This is a genomic window from Pedobacter sp. L105, assembly GCF_009765875.1.
Classification (GTDB): domain Bacteria; phylum Bacteroidota; class Bacteroidia; order Sphingobacteriales; family Sphingobacteriaceae; genus Pedobacter.
Genome location: NZ_LMUP01000001.1, coordinates 259,534 through 275,505, shown reverse-complemented (window position 1 = coordinate 275,505; position 15,972 = coordinate 259,534). Strand labels below are relative to the sequence as shown.

Below are 15,972 nucleotides of genomic sequence, written 5' to 3'. Positions count from 1 at the left end.
TTTTGGTCTAAAGTAGCAGCCGACTGAATGTATTCAAAAACTTTAATCGCTTTTACTTCTTCAAAGATACGGTTGGCATTATCTTTTTCCTGAAGGAAAGTAGCTGTGTATTGTGCCAGCTGATCTTCAGGCATCGGAGCCGGACTGTACATTTTGAACTGTGCGTCTAAGCGTTGTTTTGCAGTTGCAAACACATCCTCGTATTTAATTTCAAGGCTGTTGTCTTTAATGATCTTATTTTCAATTAAAGTCCATTTCAGGTTTTTTGCAAAATCTTCATAACCTTCAGCCAGTTCAGCATCAGATAATTTCTCGTTAGTCACTTTTAACCATTTACGCAAAAAGTCGTCCGGAAGATCAATTTTCACAGTTTCAGTTAACTGAGTATAAATGTCATTCTGCAGTTTGCGGTCGGCATCCTGTTTGAACATACCTTCAATCTCTTCTGTGATCTTTGCAGTAAAACCAGCTTCGTCAGTTACTACACCTTCACCAAATATTTTATCAAAGAACTCCTGGTTCAGATCCGCTTCACCTAAACGGTTTACATTTTTAACCGTTACCTGAAATTTAGATTGTACATCTTTGGCTTCTTCTTCGCCTATGTTCAACAATTTGGCAATTACTGCTTCATTGTTTTCAAAAGCTTTCCGAACATCCAGTTCAACTACATCATCTTTTTTCAAACCGATTAAAGATTTAAGAATCGCTTTATCTTTAATCTGGTCCAGGCGGATAGAACCTGTACTGGTGATGCCACCTTCAAAAACTGAACCATCAGGAGAAAGTTGTGCTAATTCGGCATAAAGTACATCTTCGTCTGCCGAAACTTCCGGGTTTGTCATTTTGCCATAGCTGCGACGGATATTTTTAATACGGGAAGCTAAAGTTTCTTCGTCTGCTTTTACATTGTATTGAACGAATTTATCTTTTGCAGTTATTTTAACATCAACTACGGGAGCTAAACCAATTTCGTAGTCAAACTCAAACTCGTCTGACCCATCCCATTTAAAATCTTTGGCATCGTTCAGCATTGGAACAGGCTGACCTAAGATTTCAATTTTATTATCTGTAAGGTATGTATTCAGGTTCTCGCTTAATAATGTATTGATAGTTTCAATTAAAATGCTTCTGCCATACATCTTTTTGATGTGTGCGGCCGGAACCATTCCTTTACGGAAACCTGGGAGCGTAGATTTCTTAGCTTGGTCTTTTATAGATTTATCGACTTTTTCAGCGTAATCTTCAGGCGAAATTTTAAGTTTTACAACTGCGTTTAAATCGTCAATTTTTTCCTGTGTAATATTCATCTTTCTGAATCAATGTTTTAAAATGTCCTTTGAAAATCTCCCAAAATAGGCCTTGGATAGTTTTTCCTTATAGGGTGCCAAAAGTATTACTTTTTCTTGAATTAGAGGCAGTAAAAATAATTTTGTAAAGGATGTTTTAGGCACCTCCTTTTTTAGACAGAAAAACAGAGGGAGGTTAGCGGCAGGTTAAAAAGTAGAAAACCCAGTGAAAATGCACAGAAAACGCACAGAAAACCCAGTGAAAGCACACTCATTGACTGCATTTTCACTGGGTTTTCTGTGCGTTTTTATTGAATTTTTAGTGAATTTTTATCGGATTAATTTGCTTCTTAAATTGGTTTACTCTAAATTAGAGTAAACCAAAATATAGATCAAAATGGGGAAATTCATTAAAGAAGAGTATGCTTTCAAAGGAAAAGTGGGAGCATTACATGGCTCGTCGATCGACGGAAAACCTTATGTTAAAGGGGAATACAAAAAAAGGACTAAACCTGCTAAAAAGGGCGAAAAGCAAAACCGAAACAAATTCAAAATGGCACATCTATGGTTGTACCCGCTCTTGGATTTTGTAAAACAGGGGTTCAAAGGATTCCATTACAAAGAAAATTCGCAGGGTTACAATGCTGCAAAGTCTCACTTGCTGCTGAATGCTTTTGAGGGTAAAACACCTGATTTAACTATCAATCCTGCGCTGGCAAAAGTAAGTTATGGCAATCTGCCTTTGGCTTCGAACATGACGGCAACCAAACTGGATGAATCTCATTTGAAATTCACCTGGGATAATGTATTGGCGACAGGAATGAATATTTATGACCAAGCCATGCTTCTTGCTTACGATGTCCAAAATCGGGTTGCATATCATTTAACCACCGGGCCATTTAGAGAAACCGGCGAAGCTATCCTTAAAATACCCGGCGCCGGTATCAAAAACAAAAAATTAATAGCAGCAACCTTCCATTGTTATCTTGCTTTCTTAGCTGCAGACCGCAGCAGGCAATCAGATAGCGTATATCTGGGGAATTTTATTTTTCAGACTCCGGAAAAAATTTAAGACATTTTACATTTTTTGCCGACATTCGATGCCTTCAAAAAATGCCCGGAAAACAAAAAAGCAGTCCGTTAAGACTGCTTTTTATCGTTCTGTGCGGATGAAGGGACTCGAACCCCCACGCCGTGAAGCGCCAGATCCTAAGTCTGGTGCGGCTACCAATTACGCCACATCCGCGTTTTTTAGTTTCTTAGGACTGCAAAGATAGGGATAGTTATCACTTCTCAAAAACCTTTTGTATTTATTTCTACTTAACTTCCTTAAATCATTCATTCTAAGCCAATTTAAATTAGTTCTTTCTGAAATTGGAAAAGATATTGCACTGCTTTAACCAGTCTGCTGCCAAACCACGAGAACATTTCACCATCAACCAGCATAATTTTAGCATCCGGAATGGCAGACCTAAGCTCAGCAATATGTTTTTCTTTAAATGGATAAGGTTCTGAAGACAGGAAAACCAATTCTGGCTTTAACGCGATGATCGTTTCTAACTCAATTTCCAGATAACGGCTTTCCCTGATCACATTGGTCAGCCCATTTTTGGTCAGGATATCATCAATAAAAGTATCCTTACCTGCTATCATATAAGGATCTTTCCAGATCAGGTAAATAACTTTTTTATCTATCCCCTGCTGTAAGGCTAAAGTCTGCAAATCATTGAATCCGGCACTGATCAGAAAATTGAGATAAGCAGCTTCAGGCTGCCGGTCTACCAGTTCGGCAATCTGTGTGATTGTTTTCATGGCATCTTCTAAAGTAGTAACGTCACTTATCCAGACCGGGAATTCTTCACTTAACAAGTCTATCTCTGCCCTGGTATTCTCTTCCTTATTTCCAATGATCAGATCGGGTTGAAGGCTTCTGATAAGTTCCAGATTAAGCTTTTTGGTTCCTCCTACTTTGGTTTTTTCTTTAAAATGTTTTGCAGGATGAACACAGAACTTGGTAATACCGATAATTTCCTCCGACAAGCCCAGTTCAAATAACAGCTCAGTTTGTGAAGGTACTATTGAAATGATCCGCTTAGGCGGATAGTTAATACTAACTTCCCTGCCAAGCTGATCAGTAAAGATCTTTTGCATGGAGCAAAGATAGTAACCAATGTACCTAAAACCTATCCATTTCAGTTTCTTTGATACTGCTCCCGATCGTCCGCTTGATGTAATAGATAATTAAACATTAACTAGATTCAGATCTTCTTTAATGACACCATCGAGCAAGTGCAGAATACGGGAACCATAGGCAGCATTTACTTCTGCGTGGGTAACCTGTATAATGGTAATTCCCTCTTTCCTGTTCAGCGTTTTAAACAGTTCCATGATCTGCAATGCCTGCGCGGATTGCAAATTTCCAGTCGGTTCATCGGCCAGTATAATAGAAGGCTGAGCGGCAAGTGCACGCGCAATTCCAACCAGCTGCTGCTGTCCGCCAGAAAGCTGATTGGGGAACAAGTCTTTTTTTCCAACGATATTAAACCTGTCCAGCATATCTGCCACCCTGCTTTTCCTCTCTGCACTACCAATTTTTTTATACAATAGCGGAGCTTCAATGTTTTCAGCAACAGTCATTTCATCAATCAGGTGATAGGCCTGGAAGACAAAACCAATATGGTTACGGTATAATTCAATCCGCTTCCGCTCATTTAAAGCTGTTACATTTTCACCCATAAATTCATAAGTACCATAAGTAGGTTCTTCCAGCATACCGAGTATGTTCAGCAGGGTAGATTTTCCCGCGCCGGAAGGCCCCATGATAGATACAAATTCACCCTGCTCAATTGTAGTGCTTACATGTCTGAGGATATAACTTTTCAATCCTTTATTGGCGTAATATTTTTCTATATTTTCTAGTTTGATCATCTTATGATTAAATATAATATTGTTTAATTAATAAAAGCATTTACTCGTATTTCAATGCATCAACAGGATTTGTTCTCGCAGCTTTATACGACCGCAAACTTACCGTGAGCAATGTGATGCCCATAGAGATAAACATGGCCACAGCAAAGGGCCAGATACTGATTTCTATCCTATAAGCATAACCAGAAAGCCATTGATGAATAAAGATATAAGCTATAGGCCAGGCCACCAGGTTAGCAAAAAACACCATGATGATAAACGTTGTATTCAACATTTTAACCAGCTCCAGCGTTGAAGCACCCAACACCTTCCTGATTGCCATTTCCTTTGTTCTTTGTGTAGCAACAAAAGATACCAACCCAAACAGACCAATGAAAGATATGAAAATGATCACCCCGGCAAAGACCCTGAATAATGTTCCCATCACCCTCTCATTCTGATAATATTTATTGATACTATCTTCTACAAAAATTGAGTGGTAAACATTATCCGGAAAATAGCTGTTCCAGATGACTTCAATGTTTTTCATCACGGCAGGAATTTGATGGGCATCCATCTTTACCGCAATATAGTTTGAATACTTTTTCCTGGAAAAAAGAATGATGGGTGAAATTGGCCGCCTCAGGCTCAAATTATTAAAATCTTTTACTACACCCACAACCGGTGCCCTGGCCCCTCCAAAGTCCACTATTTTTCCTAAGGCATCTTGTGGATTTACGATGTTCAATTTTTTCAAAAAGGTTTCATTAACCACGAACTCTTTTATAGTATCACTTTTTGACAACGCCCTGCCCACTAAGAACTGCAGGCCGAAGGTTTTGAAATAATCTTCATCTGCCGACTTAGAGTTAACCTGAAAGTCTGCATCTTTTGATCCATCAAAAGAAAATGAACTCATCGAATTATTAGTTGAAGAAGGTGCCTCACTGCAAAAAGATGCAGAAAGCACGCCTGGTTCTTTTAATATGCGGGTTTTAAGGATATTAAATTTCAAAACGCTCAAACTATCCCAGGGTACAGAAACTTTAGCAACTGCAGAGGAATTAAATCCCAGTGGTTTCTCCCGCATATATTTCATCTGCTTCAGGATAACCAGCGTACCGGTGATAAGGATAATGGTAATCGCAAACTGCACCACCACCAGTATCTTACGTAATGCCCCTCCCCCTGTGTGACTTAAACTGACCTTATTTTTAATCGCCAAAGCAGGACTAAAGCCGGACATGACCATGGCGGGATAAAATCCGGCAAAAAAACCAACAAACAATACCATACCTATCATAAAAACGAAAATGACAGGATTTTCTATCAGGCTAAAGGTGATCTTCTCTTTAAATAATGAAGCCATCCCGGGTAATGCCGCCTCAGTAATCACACAGGCGAATAAAAGAGCGATTACAGTAAGCGTCATTGTTTCCATTAGAAACTGTGACATCAACTGTTTGCGCCTACTGCCCATTACCTTTCTTACCCCTACTTCCTTCGACCTGCTTACGGCTTGCGCCGTAGCCAAATTAATGAAATTTATACAGGCCGTAATCAACAAAAATATACCGATCACAATCAATCCAAGAATATCAGACTTGCTGGTTGTTTTTCCCGAGAAGTTACCATAATGCTGATCTTTGTGGATCTCAGATAAGGGCTGGAAAATATGGTCTGGTTCTTCTACCCCTTTTATCGGATAATATTTTTTAAGAAACGCAGCTTTAGGGCTAGCAAGATCCGCAATATTTACACCGGGCTTTAACAAAATATAACACTCAGATCCCGAAGATACGGCACCCCAGTTTTTCATGTTCCGATCTTCATAACCTGCATAAGAGATAGCTATTTCAATAGGATTACTGTTATTTTCCGGAATGTTAGCAAAAACACCAGTTACTCTAAGGTCCGTTTTATTTTCGTAATTAATTGATTTCCCAACGGCTTTGTGCCAGTCGCCAAAAAACTTAACCGCCATATCTTCTGACAGTGCAACTGTATTTGGGGCAGATAAAGCTTTCTGAGGATCTCCCTCCAGCCAGGGATAGTCGAATATCTTAAAAAACTGAGGTTCGATGTAAAATGCCTGCTCATCAGTTTTAAGCCTTACCGTCCCATGTGCATCCTTGATTTTAAAAATGCCATCAGAACTTTGCAGCGCCGCTACCTGTTCCAGCATACCAAAATCATTACGCATGGCAGGCACTAGTGGATGCGGAACGCCATTCTGGAATTCTTCGCCTCCTGCATATTTAAAATAGGAAACTACACGATAGATCCTGTCCTTATTTTTAAACTGCTGATCATAACTTAACTGGTACCTGATAAAGATGAAGATCAGTATACAGCTAGCCATTCCAATGGAAAGACCGGCAATATTAATAAACGTATAACCTTTATTTTTCCAAAGGTTCCTTAAAGCGATTTTGAGATTGAGTTTAAACATTTCAGGGCGTTTTAGGAGTGAATATTATTCGTATTTCAAAGCATCAATTGGATTGGCGTTTGCCACCTTTACCGACTGCACACTCACCGTTAAGATGGCAATGAGCAATGACAGGCATAAGGCAATTGCAAAAGGTAGAAAGGATATGGCTACTCTAAAGCTATAAGACGACAGCCAGTGGTTCATTACAATATATCCAAGCGGGAATGCCATCAGATTAGCAAGGGCAACCAGCCTGATAAATTCCTTATTCAACAGGGTAACAATATTCAGGTTACTGGCCCCCAACACTTTCCTGATACTGATTTCCTTCTTTCTCTGCTCCGCCATAAACAAAGCGAGTCCCAATAAACCTAAACAGGAAATAAACACGGCAAAACCACCAAACCAATTGGCCATGGTACCCAATAGTTTTTCGTTTTGAAATTTAGCTTCAAAATTATCATCTACGAATTTCCGCTGTACCGGAAAACCAGGATTAATAGCTTTAAATATTCCGTCAATTTTATCAATTGATGAACTGATATTTTCTGAGGTATTTAAGCGTGCGACGATCACCCTAACCTGGGTCATTTGACCGTCTGAAAAATTCATCTGGTTATCTATAATCATAGGTTTAGCCCGCTCATAAGGAGATTCCATAACGAAATCTTTCATTACACCAATGATCTTCACCCGTTTATCATCCGCCTTAAAATAAGAACCTATTGGATTTTTTAAACCCATAATCTTAATTGCGGTTTCATTTACAATAACACTGGCAGAATCTGCAAACCGCGGAGAGAATTCTCTCCCCAATACCATAGGGGTACCCATGGTTTTTGCGAAACCATATCCTGTACTCCTATAGGCGAAAATGACTTCATCGTTCTTGTTTTTCCCCGGCCAGTCTACACCCCAGGTAAGCATACCCCCTTCACTTATGCTCTGGTTAAAGTGAGCCACATGGGTAACCGCCCCAGAAGTCAGCAACTGGTCTTCCAGCAGCTGAAGTTTTTCTTTGCTTTTCAGGTTGCCATCAATCCTGATCTCCAGCAGATTATTTTTGCTATATCCAATGGGTTTATTCCTGATATAGTTCAGTTGCTGGTAGATCACTGCTGTGCAAACAATTAAACAAGCAGCAAATGAAAATTGAAACACGACTAAGACCTGCCGTATGGATAAAGAAGAACCTCCGCCCGTTTTGAATCCTTTTAATACTTTTACAGGCTCAAAAGAAGAGAGATAAAAGGCGGGATAGCTACCCGCAACAACACCCGTAAGCAGCGTTAGCCCAATCAAAGCCGACCAGAACTTCCAATCTGTATAGTAGATGGCCAGCTGAATGTTCAATAAGTTATTAAAATAAGGCAAAGCTACTTCCAGCAAAATAAAAGCCGCCAGCATCCCTAAAAACGAAAGCAATAAAGACTCAAGCATGAACTGTCCGATCAAGGATTTTCTTGAAGATCCTATGGCTTTTCTTACGCCCACTTCTTTTGCCCTTTTTTCTGATCTTGCGGTAGAAAGATTCATAAAATTGACGCAGGCAATCAGTAAAATACAGACAGCGAGCAGCAGAAAAATCCGCACCTGACCAATCTTACCTCCAACAGATTTCCCATTCTCAAATTGAGCATATAAGTGCCATTTGGATAAAGGATGTAGAAAAGCCTCCATCGTTGAATAACTATCATGCTGTTTATAAACTGTCCTGATCAGATCATTAGCCTGTGAAAAAAATTGCTCCCCCTGTAATTGCACCAAAGTTAAATAAGAAAAATTCCCCCAACCTCCGTACTCTACTGCAGGATTCTCCTGAGCCAATAGTCGCCATGGCATCAAATAGCTGAACTGGATACTACTGTTTTTAGGCACATCTTCAATTACAGCTTCCACCTTTAACCACTCCTTATTGTCTATTTTAATCGTTTTATTGATAGGATCTTCCGAGCCAAAAAGGTTCCTGGCCATCGTTGCTGTCAGGATAACCGAATTAACTTCCCTCAGTACACTGGCTGGATTGCCTTTTAAAAATTTATAGTCCAGTATTTTCAAAAAGTCGGGATCACCAAATAGCCCTAGTTTGTTAAAACTTCCTTCTTTATAGCTGATCAAATGATTTTCCGGATAAGTAGAATGTGAAACAGCAATTGCACCGGGTATCTTGGCCTTCAATTCGGATGCCATTACAGCTGGTGTATAGGCATTCGTAGTTAGTTCACCTGCATTCTTCTGATTACTATAAACAATGTATGTATTTTCATAATGGGTAAACTGTTTATCGTAACCCAATTCATAAGTAACATATAAAAGCAGTAACATGCAACTGGCTAATCCTATCGCCAGTCCGCCGGCATTGATAAAGGTATAAGCTTTGTTTTTCCAAAGGTTTCTCAGCGCAATTTTAAAATTCAGTTTAAACATGATAAGATAGTTCTAAGAATGAATTATTCGTATTTCAAGGCATCAACAGGATTAGCCCTGGCTGTTTTATAAGCCTGCCAGCTTACTGTTAAAATAGCCATCACTAACGTTCCGCAGGCTGCAATTAGAATAATCCACCACGAGATTGAGGTGTGAAATTCAAAATTCCGCAGCCATATTCCCATCACGTAATAAGCTACGGGGACGGCGATCAATATTGCTATCATTATCATCTTAATAAAAGACAGTGATAAGAGTTCCATCAGGCTGTATACCGAGGCCCCTAGCACTTTCCTTACACCAAATTCTTTGGTACGCTGTTCCGCACTGTAAGCGACCAGACCATACAATCCCAGACAGGAAATAAATATGGCCAGTGCGCCAAAAAGATTAGACAATAAACCTAGGGTTTTTTCCTGCTGAAGCATATTGGCATAGATTGCACTTAAAAAGTTGATTTCTACAGGATAAGCTGGATTCATTTGTTTGGTTATTTTTTCAATAGTTTCCACATTTTGCTGTAAGCTGTTGGCAGGATTTAACCGCATGGTGATCGTTCCAGTATAATTTTTGCTATAACTCACGATCATTGGGTTATTGGATTTATAGGGCGAATCCCATACATAATCTTCAAAGATCCCGATGATCGTCATCCGGTCAGAAAAAATACTGATTACCTGCCCTAAAGGATTATGCAAACCCATTGTTTTAACCGCAGAAGCGCTCACCAGGACCGCAGCAGTATCAGATGCATATTTCTCAGAGAAATCCCTGCCCTGTAAAAGCTTTAAGCCTGACGTTTTAACAAAATCACTTGTCGTGAGTACCTTATTAAACATAATCTTATTCTCTTCTTTCATCCCGGGCCACTTCAATCCGCTAAAATTGTTGCCGTGATGCGCTAAGCCAGAGACAGAAGAATTTACACTGGTAACAGCCCCACTTTTGATCAACTGACTTTTTAATTCTTCATATTTGATTTTTAGGGCTCCATCCTGCGGCATTTCTACCAGGGCATTTATATCAACACCCTGAGGTTTATTCTTAATATATTGTATCTGCCTATAAATAACCAGGGTAGCTATGATCAATATGATAGTAAAAGAGAACTGACCAATAATTAACACCTGCCTTAAACTGATAGAAAAAAGGTGTTTGGTTTTTATATTCCGTTTCAGGGTCTGTATAGGATTAAAAGAGGAAAGGTAAAAAGCAGGATAACTGCCCGCTGTTAAACCCGTAAAAAGAACTATTCCCATAATGCCAAACCAACTGTAAGCATTAAAGTAACCCAGACTCAATTTCATATCCAGCAGGTTATTAAAAGCCGGAAGAAAAATTTCTACCAGTGCAATAGCCATTATAATACTGATCATAGTCAGCACCATGGATTCTGTTAAGAACTGGATAATCAATGAAGACCGCGTAGCGCCAATAGTCTTTTTAATTCCTACTTCTTTAGCCCGTTTCTCTGATTTAGCCGTAGCCATGTTCATAAAATTGATGCAGGCAATGAGTAAAATCCCAAAAGCTAACCCCATAAATAGCCAGATCTTTTCAATATCTCCTCCTATACTTTTTCCGTCTTTAAACTTTCCGTATAAATGCAATTTGTTTAAAGGAAAAATAAAATGCGAAGCAAATGTCTGTGCATTCTTTTCCTTCACCACTGCGGTGATTTTTTTGTTGACCAGATCAGGGTTTGCTCCCGGATCAAGAGACATCAGCGTGATATAGCCATAATTACTCCAGTTGAGATCCCTGGCCTGCTCCTCTACTGTTTGATAAAAAGACCAGGGCATGAGGTAATCAAATTGGTTAGAGCTGTTTGCCGGAAGATCTTTAATGATCCCTGTGATTGTCAGCTCATGTTGATCCTGGTAACGGACAGATTTATTCAGTACATCCGTTGAGCCAAAAAGGATTCTGGCAGTGGTTTCGGTAAGGATCACAGACCCCGGACTAGTCATTGCGGTTTTCGGGTCGCCATGTATAAACTGGTAATCGTATAGATGAAGGATATCCGGATCGGCAAATCTGGCTATTCTTTTAAAACTGTTAGTTCCATTCGCAATCAGGCTTTTATCGCCATAATTTATCCGGCAGATATATTTCACCTCAGGTATTTCCTGTTTAATTAAAGGGGCAAAGGCGGTTGGCGTACCATCAAATGTGGTCATAATCTCACCTTTATCACCAAAAACATTGGTCATTGTCTCATATACATGAGTTGAGTTTTTAGCCTGCTTATCAAAATTCCATTCATAAGAAACATAGATCAGCAGCATCAAACAGGCTGCAAGGCCAATCGCCAGACCGATCACATTAATGAAAGAGGAAACCTTGTTCTTCCACAGGCTTCTTAAAGCAATTTTGAGATTCAGTTTAAACATATCGTATCGGTTTAAGCATGGTTATTAATAACATTTACATTGATCAGGCAAGGAATATTATTCGTATTTCAAAGCATCCACCGGGTTAGCATTTGCAGCTTTATAAGCCTGGTAACTGACAGTGAGCAGGGCAATTACCATTGTGCCGACCGCCGCCGTCACAATCATCACCCAGCTTACTGTAGTATGAAACTCAAAGCTTTTTAGCCAGTTATCCATCATATAAGTGGCAAGGGGTATAGCTATGATAATGGCAACAATCACCATTTTTAAAAAGCTGAGGGATAGCAGCTGCATCAAACTCGCCACTGAAGCCCCCAGTACTTTTCGCACACCAATCTCTTTTGTTCTTTGTTCCGCGCTGTAAGCAGCCAGGCCAAATAAGCCTAAACATGAAATAAAAATGGCCAGGCCACCAAATAGATTGGATAATATTCCCAGTACCTTTTGATTTTTTAGTTTCTCTGCATAGAGCTGGTCTACAAAAGAAATTTCAACCGGATAAGCAGGATTAATCTCTTTAACAATTTTTTCTATCGTGGCTATATTATCAGAGTCAGTATTAGCTTTATTCAAACGCATGGTGATCGTACCTCCCCAGCCTTTAATAAAAGCTACTACCAACGGTGCTTCCTTAAAAGAAGGCGAGCCCAGGATAAAATCCTCAAAGACACCCACCACAGTAAATTTGTTGCCGTGGAAAAGCACAGGTTCCCCTACCGGATGTTTTAAATTCATCAGCTTAGCTGCAGAAGCACTTAATAATAAACCGGCGCTATCCGAAGCGAATTTTCTGGAAAGATCCCTGCCATCGATCAGTTTTACACCAGTTGTTTTAATGAAATCGTAAGTAGTGGCCAGCTGACTAAAACTAATCAGTTTATCGGCATCAGATGCGCCCCTCCATTCGAAACCGGAAAATGATGAGGTAGGTTTTGAAATTGTCCCCGATGATTGATACAATGCTTTTACTGCACCAGATTTCAATAATCTTTCCTTTAACAGATCAAACTTACCATTCAGCTCTCCATCCTGCGGTATCTGAACCAACTCATTTACTTCGTATCCAATGGGCCGGTTTTTAATGTATTGTATTTGCTTATAAATGACTGCAGTTGCAATGATCAGAATGATAGCAAAACAAAATTGTCCAACTACCAGTACCTGACGCAGATTAATAGAAAGTATGCCACCTCTTAAATTTCGCTTCCTTAAAATCTGCGTCGGGTTAAAAGAGGACAGGTAAAAAGCAGGATAACTGCCAGCAATAAGACCTGTTAATAAAATCACTCCGAATAAACTTATCCATATAAAAAAATTAGAATAATTAATATCCAGGTGAATATCCAGCAAGTGATTGAACAGAGGAATACATAACTCTATCAGTACTATACCCATGATAGAACTAAATAAAGTGAGTACCATAGATTCCATTAGAAATTGACTAATCAGGCTACTTCTCGTAGCACCAATAGTTTTTTTTATACCAACCTCCTTAGCCCTTTTTTCTGACTTGGCTGTAGCCATATTCATGAAATTGATGCAGGCAATCAAAAGAATTCCTATGGCCAGCCCCATAAACAAACGCAGTTGTTCAATCTGTCCGCCTACTCCACTTACACCCTTAACAAAATTATCATAGAGATGTAGTTTGCTCAATGGAAAAACCCAAAGCTGCTGATCTGACCATGAAGCATGTTGTTTCATTATTTTTTTTATACTGGCATTGAATTGATTGATATCAGTTCCAGGTTCCATTCTTACCATTGTACGGTAATTGTAGTTTCCCCAGGAAGGTTCTTTTATCCAGTTATTTAATGCTTCATCTAATGACCATGGTAGTAGAAAATCAAAATAAACAGAAGTATTGCCTGGTAAGTCTTTCACTACACCTGTTATTTTCAAATCTGTCTTATCATCATAACGGAGTACTTTATTCAATACGTCTGCCGTTCCAAATAATGCCTTCGCTGTAGACTCACTAACAATAATAGTATTGGGCGCAGCCATCGCAGTGCGGACATCACCTGCAATAAAAGTATAATCAAAAATCTTCAGGATATCAGGATCTGCAAAAAGAGCTGTCCGCTTTAAACTTTTCTGACCATTAGCAATGAGTTTCTTTCCCAGATCGTCAATCCGGCTTGCTGCTTTGACCTCCGGATAAGTTAATTTGAACAGCGGCGCAATAGCATTAGTGGTACTACCTCCTGTTTGTGTGATATCTCCGTTAACCCCAATAGAATTTGAGAGTACTTTATAAGTGTTGGAAGGATCAATCGTTTGCCTGTCATAATTCCACTCATAAGCTACATAAAGCAATAGCAGCAAACAGGCGGCAAGTCCAATAGCCAATCCACTGATATTGATCAGCGAAGAAGTTTTGTTCTTCCAGATATTTCTTAAGGCTATTTTAAAGTTGAGTTTAAACATGTTATCTATCTTAAATTATAATTTCCATCATTGGGCGGTTGGATCTAAACACCTGCTATATTTAATTCACCAACCGTCCTGCTATATGGGATCTACCCAACTAGATCAATTCTTCAGTTCTGCTTTTATTGATTTTCTCGGAGATCACATGACCGTCTTTCAGGTTAATAATCCGGTTAGAAAAACTGGCATCATGGGAAGAGTGGGTAACCATCACAATCGTTGTGCCCTGCTCATTTAACTCACAAAGCAGTTCCATCACTTCGTTACCATGCGAACTGTCCAGATTACCTGTCGGCTCATCTGCCAGCACCAATTTTGGTTTGGTCACCAAAGCCCTGGCTACTGCCACCCGCTGCTGCTGACCACCTGATAACTGCTGAGGAAAGTGACCGCTCCGGTTTACAATATTCATTCGCTCTATAATTTCATTGACCAGCTTTTTCCGTTCCCCGGCAGGAACTTTATTGTAGATCAATGGCAATTCCACATTTTCAAATACCGTGAGTTCGTCAATCAAATTGAAATTCTGGAACACAAACCCCATGTTACGCTTCCGGAAGTTGGAACGCTCCCTGTCATTCATGGTTAAAAGCTCAGTCTCCATAAATTTATAACTGCCGCTTTCCGGTTTATCTAATAAGCCCATTACATTAAGCAACGTAGATTTCCCACAACCTGAAGGGCCCATTATAGAGACAAACTCACCTGTTTTAACATGCAGGTTGATCCCATTTAATGCCGTTGTTTCTATTTCTTCTGTTTTGTATATTTTTTCCAGGTTCTCAATTTTTATCATGGTCCTATTATTTTATGATTTGTTGATCTATAATTTATTTGCTGACTTCTATCACATCGTACTGGTTAAACTGGTCGTAAGAAGAGGTAATTACATCCTCCCCTTTTTGAAGCCCTTCCATGATCTCGTAATACTGATAGTTTTTGCGTCCTATTTTTACATTCCTTTTCTGCGCTTTTCCATCTTTTAATACGAAAACCCACGAGCCACCCGTACTTTGAAAGAACTGGCCCTGTGCCAGTAAAAGTGATTTACTATTATCTGAAAGGGTAAGCTTTACCTGTAAAGATAAACCTCTGCGCAATTCATCGGGCGATTTTCCTTCAAAAACAAGCTCCACTTGAAATTGCCCCGCAGTAACCTCTGGAATCACCTTTCTGACGGTCAGTTTATAGGTTTTACCATTAAACTCACAATTGGCAGACTGCCCTTCCTTTACCCTGTTGATATAATATTCATCTACACCAGCCTGCAGCTTATATCCCTGCATCACATCAATTTTCCCCAGCATTTCATTTGCCGTATACGATTTACCAATCACGGGATCATAAGAAGAAAGTCTGCCGGAAACCGGTGCCTTGATCGTCATGTTGTCAATATTCTCCCTGATGGATTCCAGGCTTTCATTCATTCTGCCAACCGAAAAATCAATTTGCTGCAGCTGCATTACCCGGCTTTGGTTTTCCTGTTTTACCGCCTGCTCCATGATCTTCTTTCTTCCTTTGTTATACTCGTAATCCTGACTTGCCGTAGCAAATTCTTCCCTGGTAATAACTTTCTTAATGAACAATACACTGTCAAGCTTATATTTCCGCATAGTAGTTCTCAAAGCATCCTCTATAACCATCGCATCCTGGGTCATTACCCTTTGGTTCTGCTCCAGATCGAGCCTTACTTTGCGCAGCTGATTTTGCTGTTCTATGATTCCAGTCTCACTTGTAGTATAACCAGAAAGCGCATGCGGATTAGCAATCCGCAATAAAGGAGCACCTTTAGTTACCGTTGCACCATTCTCTGTGAAGATCTCTGCAACTGTACCTCCTTCAGAAGAACTGACAATTACAGAAGTAAGCGGTACTACACTGGCATTCAGTAAAACGACATCTTCAAAATCGCCATAAGCAACTTTACTGATCGTCAGTTTATCCGCGTCAGCTTTATAGACTTTACTTAACGACAGCTTATAACCATAAGCCACCAGTGTAACAAGCACCAGCCCCCCCGTGATCATCAAAATCATTTTTTTACTGAACCTCTTTTTCTCTATGATCTTATCCATGTTTCGCAATT

General features: G+C 39.6%; 10 protein-coding genes and 1 tRNA gene. 1 reads left to right on the top strand and 10 read right to left on the bottom strand.

Features of this window, described 5'->3' with window-relative positions:
* On the bottom strand, nt 1–1,310 hold a 1,310-nt coding region (gene tig / locus GSQ84_RS01225; RefSeq protein WP_158795424.1), incomplete at its 3' end, for a trigger factor.
* Nucleotides 1,311–1,686: 376 nt separating this feature from the next.
* Here tig and GSQ84_RS01220 point away from each other — a divergent pair.
* Nucleotides 1,687–2,361: a DUF6266 family protein gene (locus GSQ84_RS01220; RefSeq protein WP_158795423.1), complete on the top strand. Its 675-nt coding sequence runs from the start codon at nt 1,687–1,689 to the stop codon at nt 2,359–2,361.
* 92 nt (nt 2,362–2,453) lie between these two features.
* Here the strand turns inward: GSQ84_RS01220 and GSQ84_RS01215 are convergent.
* The 9 genes from GSQ84_RS01215 to GSQ84_RS01175 all read right to left on the bottom strand — a co-directional run bounded on the left by GSQ84_RS01215 (nt 2,454) and on the right by GSQ84_RS01175 (nt 15,961).
* A tRNA-Leu gene (locus GSQ84_RS01215) sits at nt 2,454–2,535 on the bottom strand.
* Nucleotides 2,536–2,642: 107 nt separating this feature from the next.
* On the bottom strand, nt 2,643–3,440 hold the full coding sequence (locus GSQ84_RS01210; RefSeq protein WP_158795422.1) for an ABC transporter substrate-binding protein: 798 nt from the start codon (nt 3,438–3,440) through the stop codon (nt 2,643–2,645).
* A gap of 90 nt (nt 3,441–3,530) precedes the next feature.
* Entirely contained in the window at nt 3,531–4,217 is a 687-nt protein-coding gene (locus GSQ84_RS01205; protein WP_158795421.1) for an ABC transporter ATP-binding protein, read from the bottom strand.
* Between the two features lie 40 nt (nt 4,218–4,257).
* Complete coding sequence (locus GSQ84_RS01200) at nt 4,258–6,648, bottom strand: ABC transporter permease (RefSeq protein ID WP_158795420.1); 2,391 nt, start codon at nt 6,646–6,648, stop codon at nt 4,258–4,260.
* Between the two features lie 24 nt (nt 6,649–6,672).
* Entirely contained in the window at nt 6,673–9,057 is a 2,385-nt protein-coding gene (locus tag GSQ84_RS01195) for an ABC transporter permease (protein WP_158795419.1), read from the bottom strand.
* 23 nt (nt 9,058–9,080) lie between these two features.
* Nucleotides 9,081–11,450 carry an ABC transporter permease gene (locus GSQ84_RS01190; RefSeq protein WP_158795418.1) on the bottom strand — a complete coding sequence of 790 codons (2,370 nt, stop codon included), beginning with the start codon at nt 11,448–11,450 and terminating at the stop codon, nt 9,081–9,083.
* 57 nt (nt 11,451–11,507) lie between these two features.
* Complete coding sequence (locus tag GSQ84_RS01185; RefSeq protein ID WP_158795417.1) at nt 11,508–13,883, bottom strand: ABC transporter permease; 2,376 nt, start codon at nt 13,881–13,883, stop codon at nt 11,508–11,510.
* A gap of 100 nt (nt 13,884–13,983) precedes the next feature.
* Nucleotides 13,984–14,682, bottom strand: coding sequence for an ABC transporter ATP-binding protein (locus GSQ84_RS01180; RefSeq protein ID WP_158795416.1), 699 nt, complete (start codon nt 14,680–14,682; stop codon nt 13,984–13,986).
* A gap of 34 nt (nt 14,683–14,716) precedes the next feature.
* Complete coding sequence (locus GSQ84_RS01175; RefSeq protein ID WP_158795415.1) at nt 14,717–15,961, bottom strand: efflux RND transporter periplasmic adaptor subunit; 1,245 nt, start codon at nt 15,959–15,961, stop codon at nt 14,717–14,719.
* Nucleotides 15,962–15,972: the final 11 nt, after the last annotated feature.

What these genes read in the sequence shown, in the direction of transcription:
- GSQ84_RS01210 (WP_158795422.1), bottom strand. Translation starts at nt 3,440, where the DNA reads ATGCAAAAGATCTTTACTGATCAGCTTGGCAGGGAAGTTAGTATTAAC.
- GSQ84_RS01195 (WP_158795419.1), bottom strand. Translation starts at nt 9,057, where the DNA reads ATGTTTAAACTGAATTTTAAAATTGCGCTGAGAAACCTTTGGAAAAAC.
- GSQ84_RS01220 (WP_158795423.1), top strand. Translation starts at nt 1,687, where the DNA reads ATGGGGAAATTCATTAAAGAAGAGTATGCTTTCAAAGGAAAAGTGGGA.
- GSQ84_RS01205 (WP_158795421.1), bottom strand. Translation starts at nt 4,217, where the DNA reads ATGATCAAACTAGAAAATATAGAAAAATATTACGCCAATAAAGGATTG.
- GSQ84_RS01200 (WP_158795420.1), bottom strand. Translation starts at nt 6,648, where the DNA reads ATGTTTAAACTCAATCTCAAAATCGCTTTAAGGAACCTTTGGAAAAAT.
- GSQ84_RS01190 (WP_158795418.1), bottom strand. Translation starts at nt 11,450, where the DNA reads ATGTTTAAACTGAATCTCAAAATTGCTTTAAGAAGCCTGTGGAAGAAC.
- GSQ84_RS01185 (WP_158795417.1), bottom strand. Translation starts at nt 13,883, where the DNA reads ATGTTTAAACTCAACTTTAAAATAGCCTTAAGAAATATCTGGAAGAAC.
- GSQ84_RS01180 (WP_158795416.1), bottom strand. Translation starts at nt 14,682, where the DNA reads ATGATAAAAATTGAGAACCTGGAAAAAATATACAAAACAGAAGAAATA.
- GSQ84_RS01175 (WP_158795415.1), bottom strand. Translation starts at nt 15,961, where the DNA reads ATGGATAAGATCATAGAGAAAAAGAGGTTCAGTAAAAAAATGATTTTG.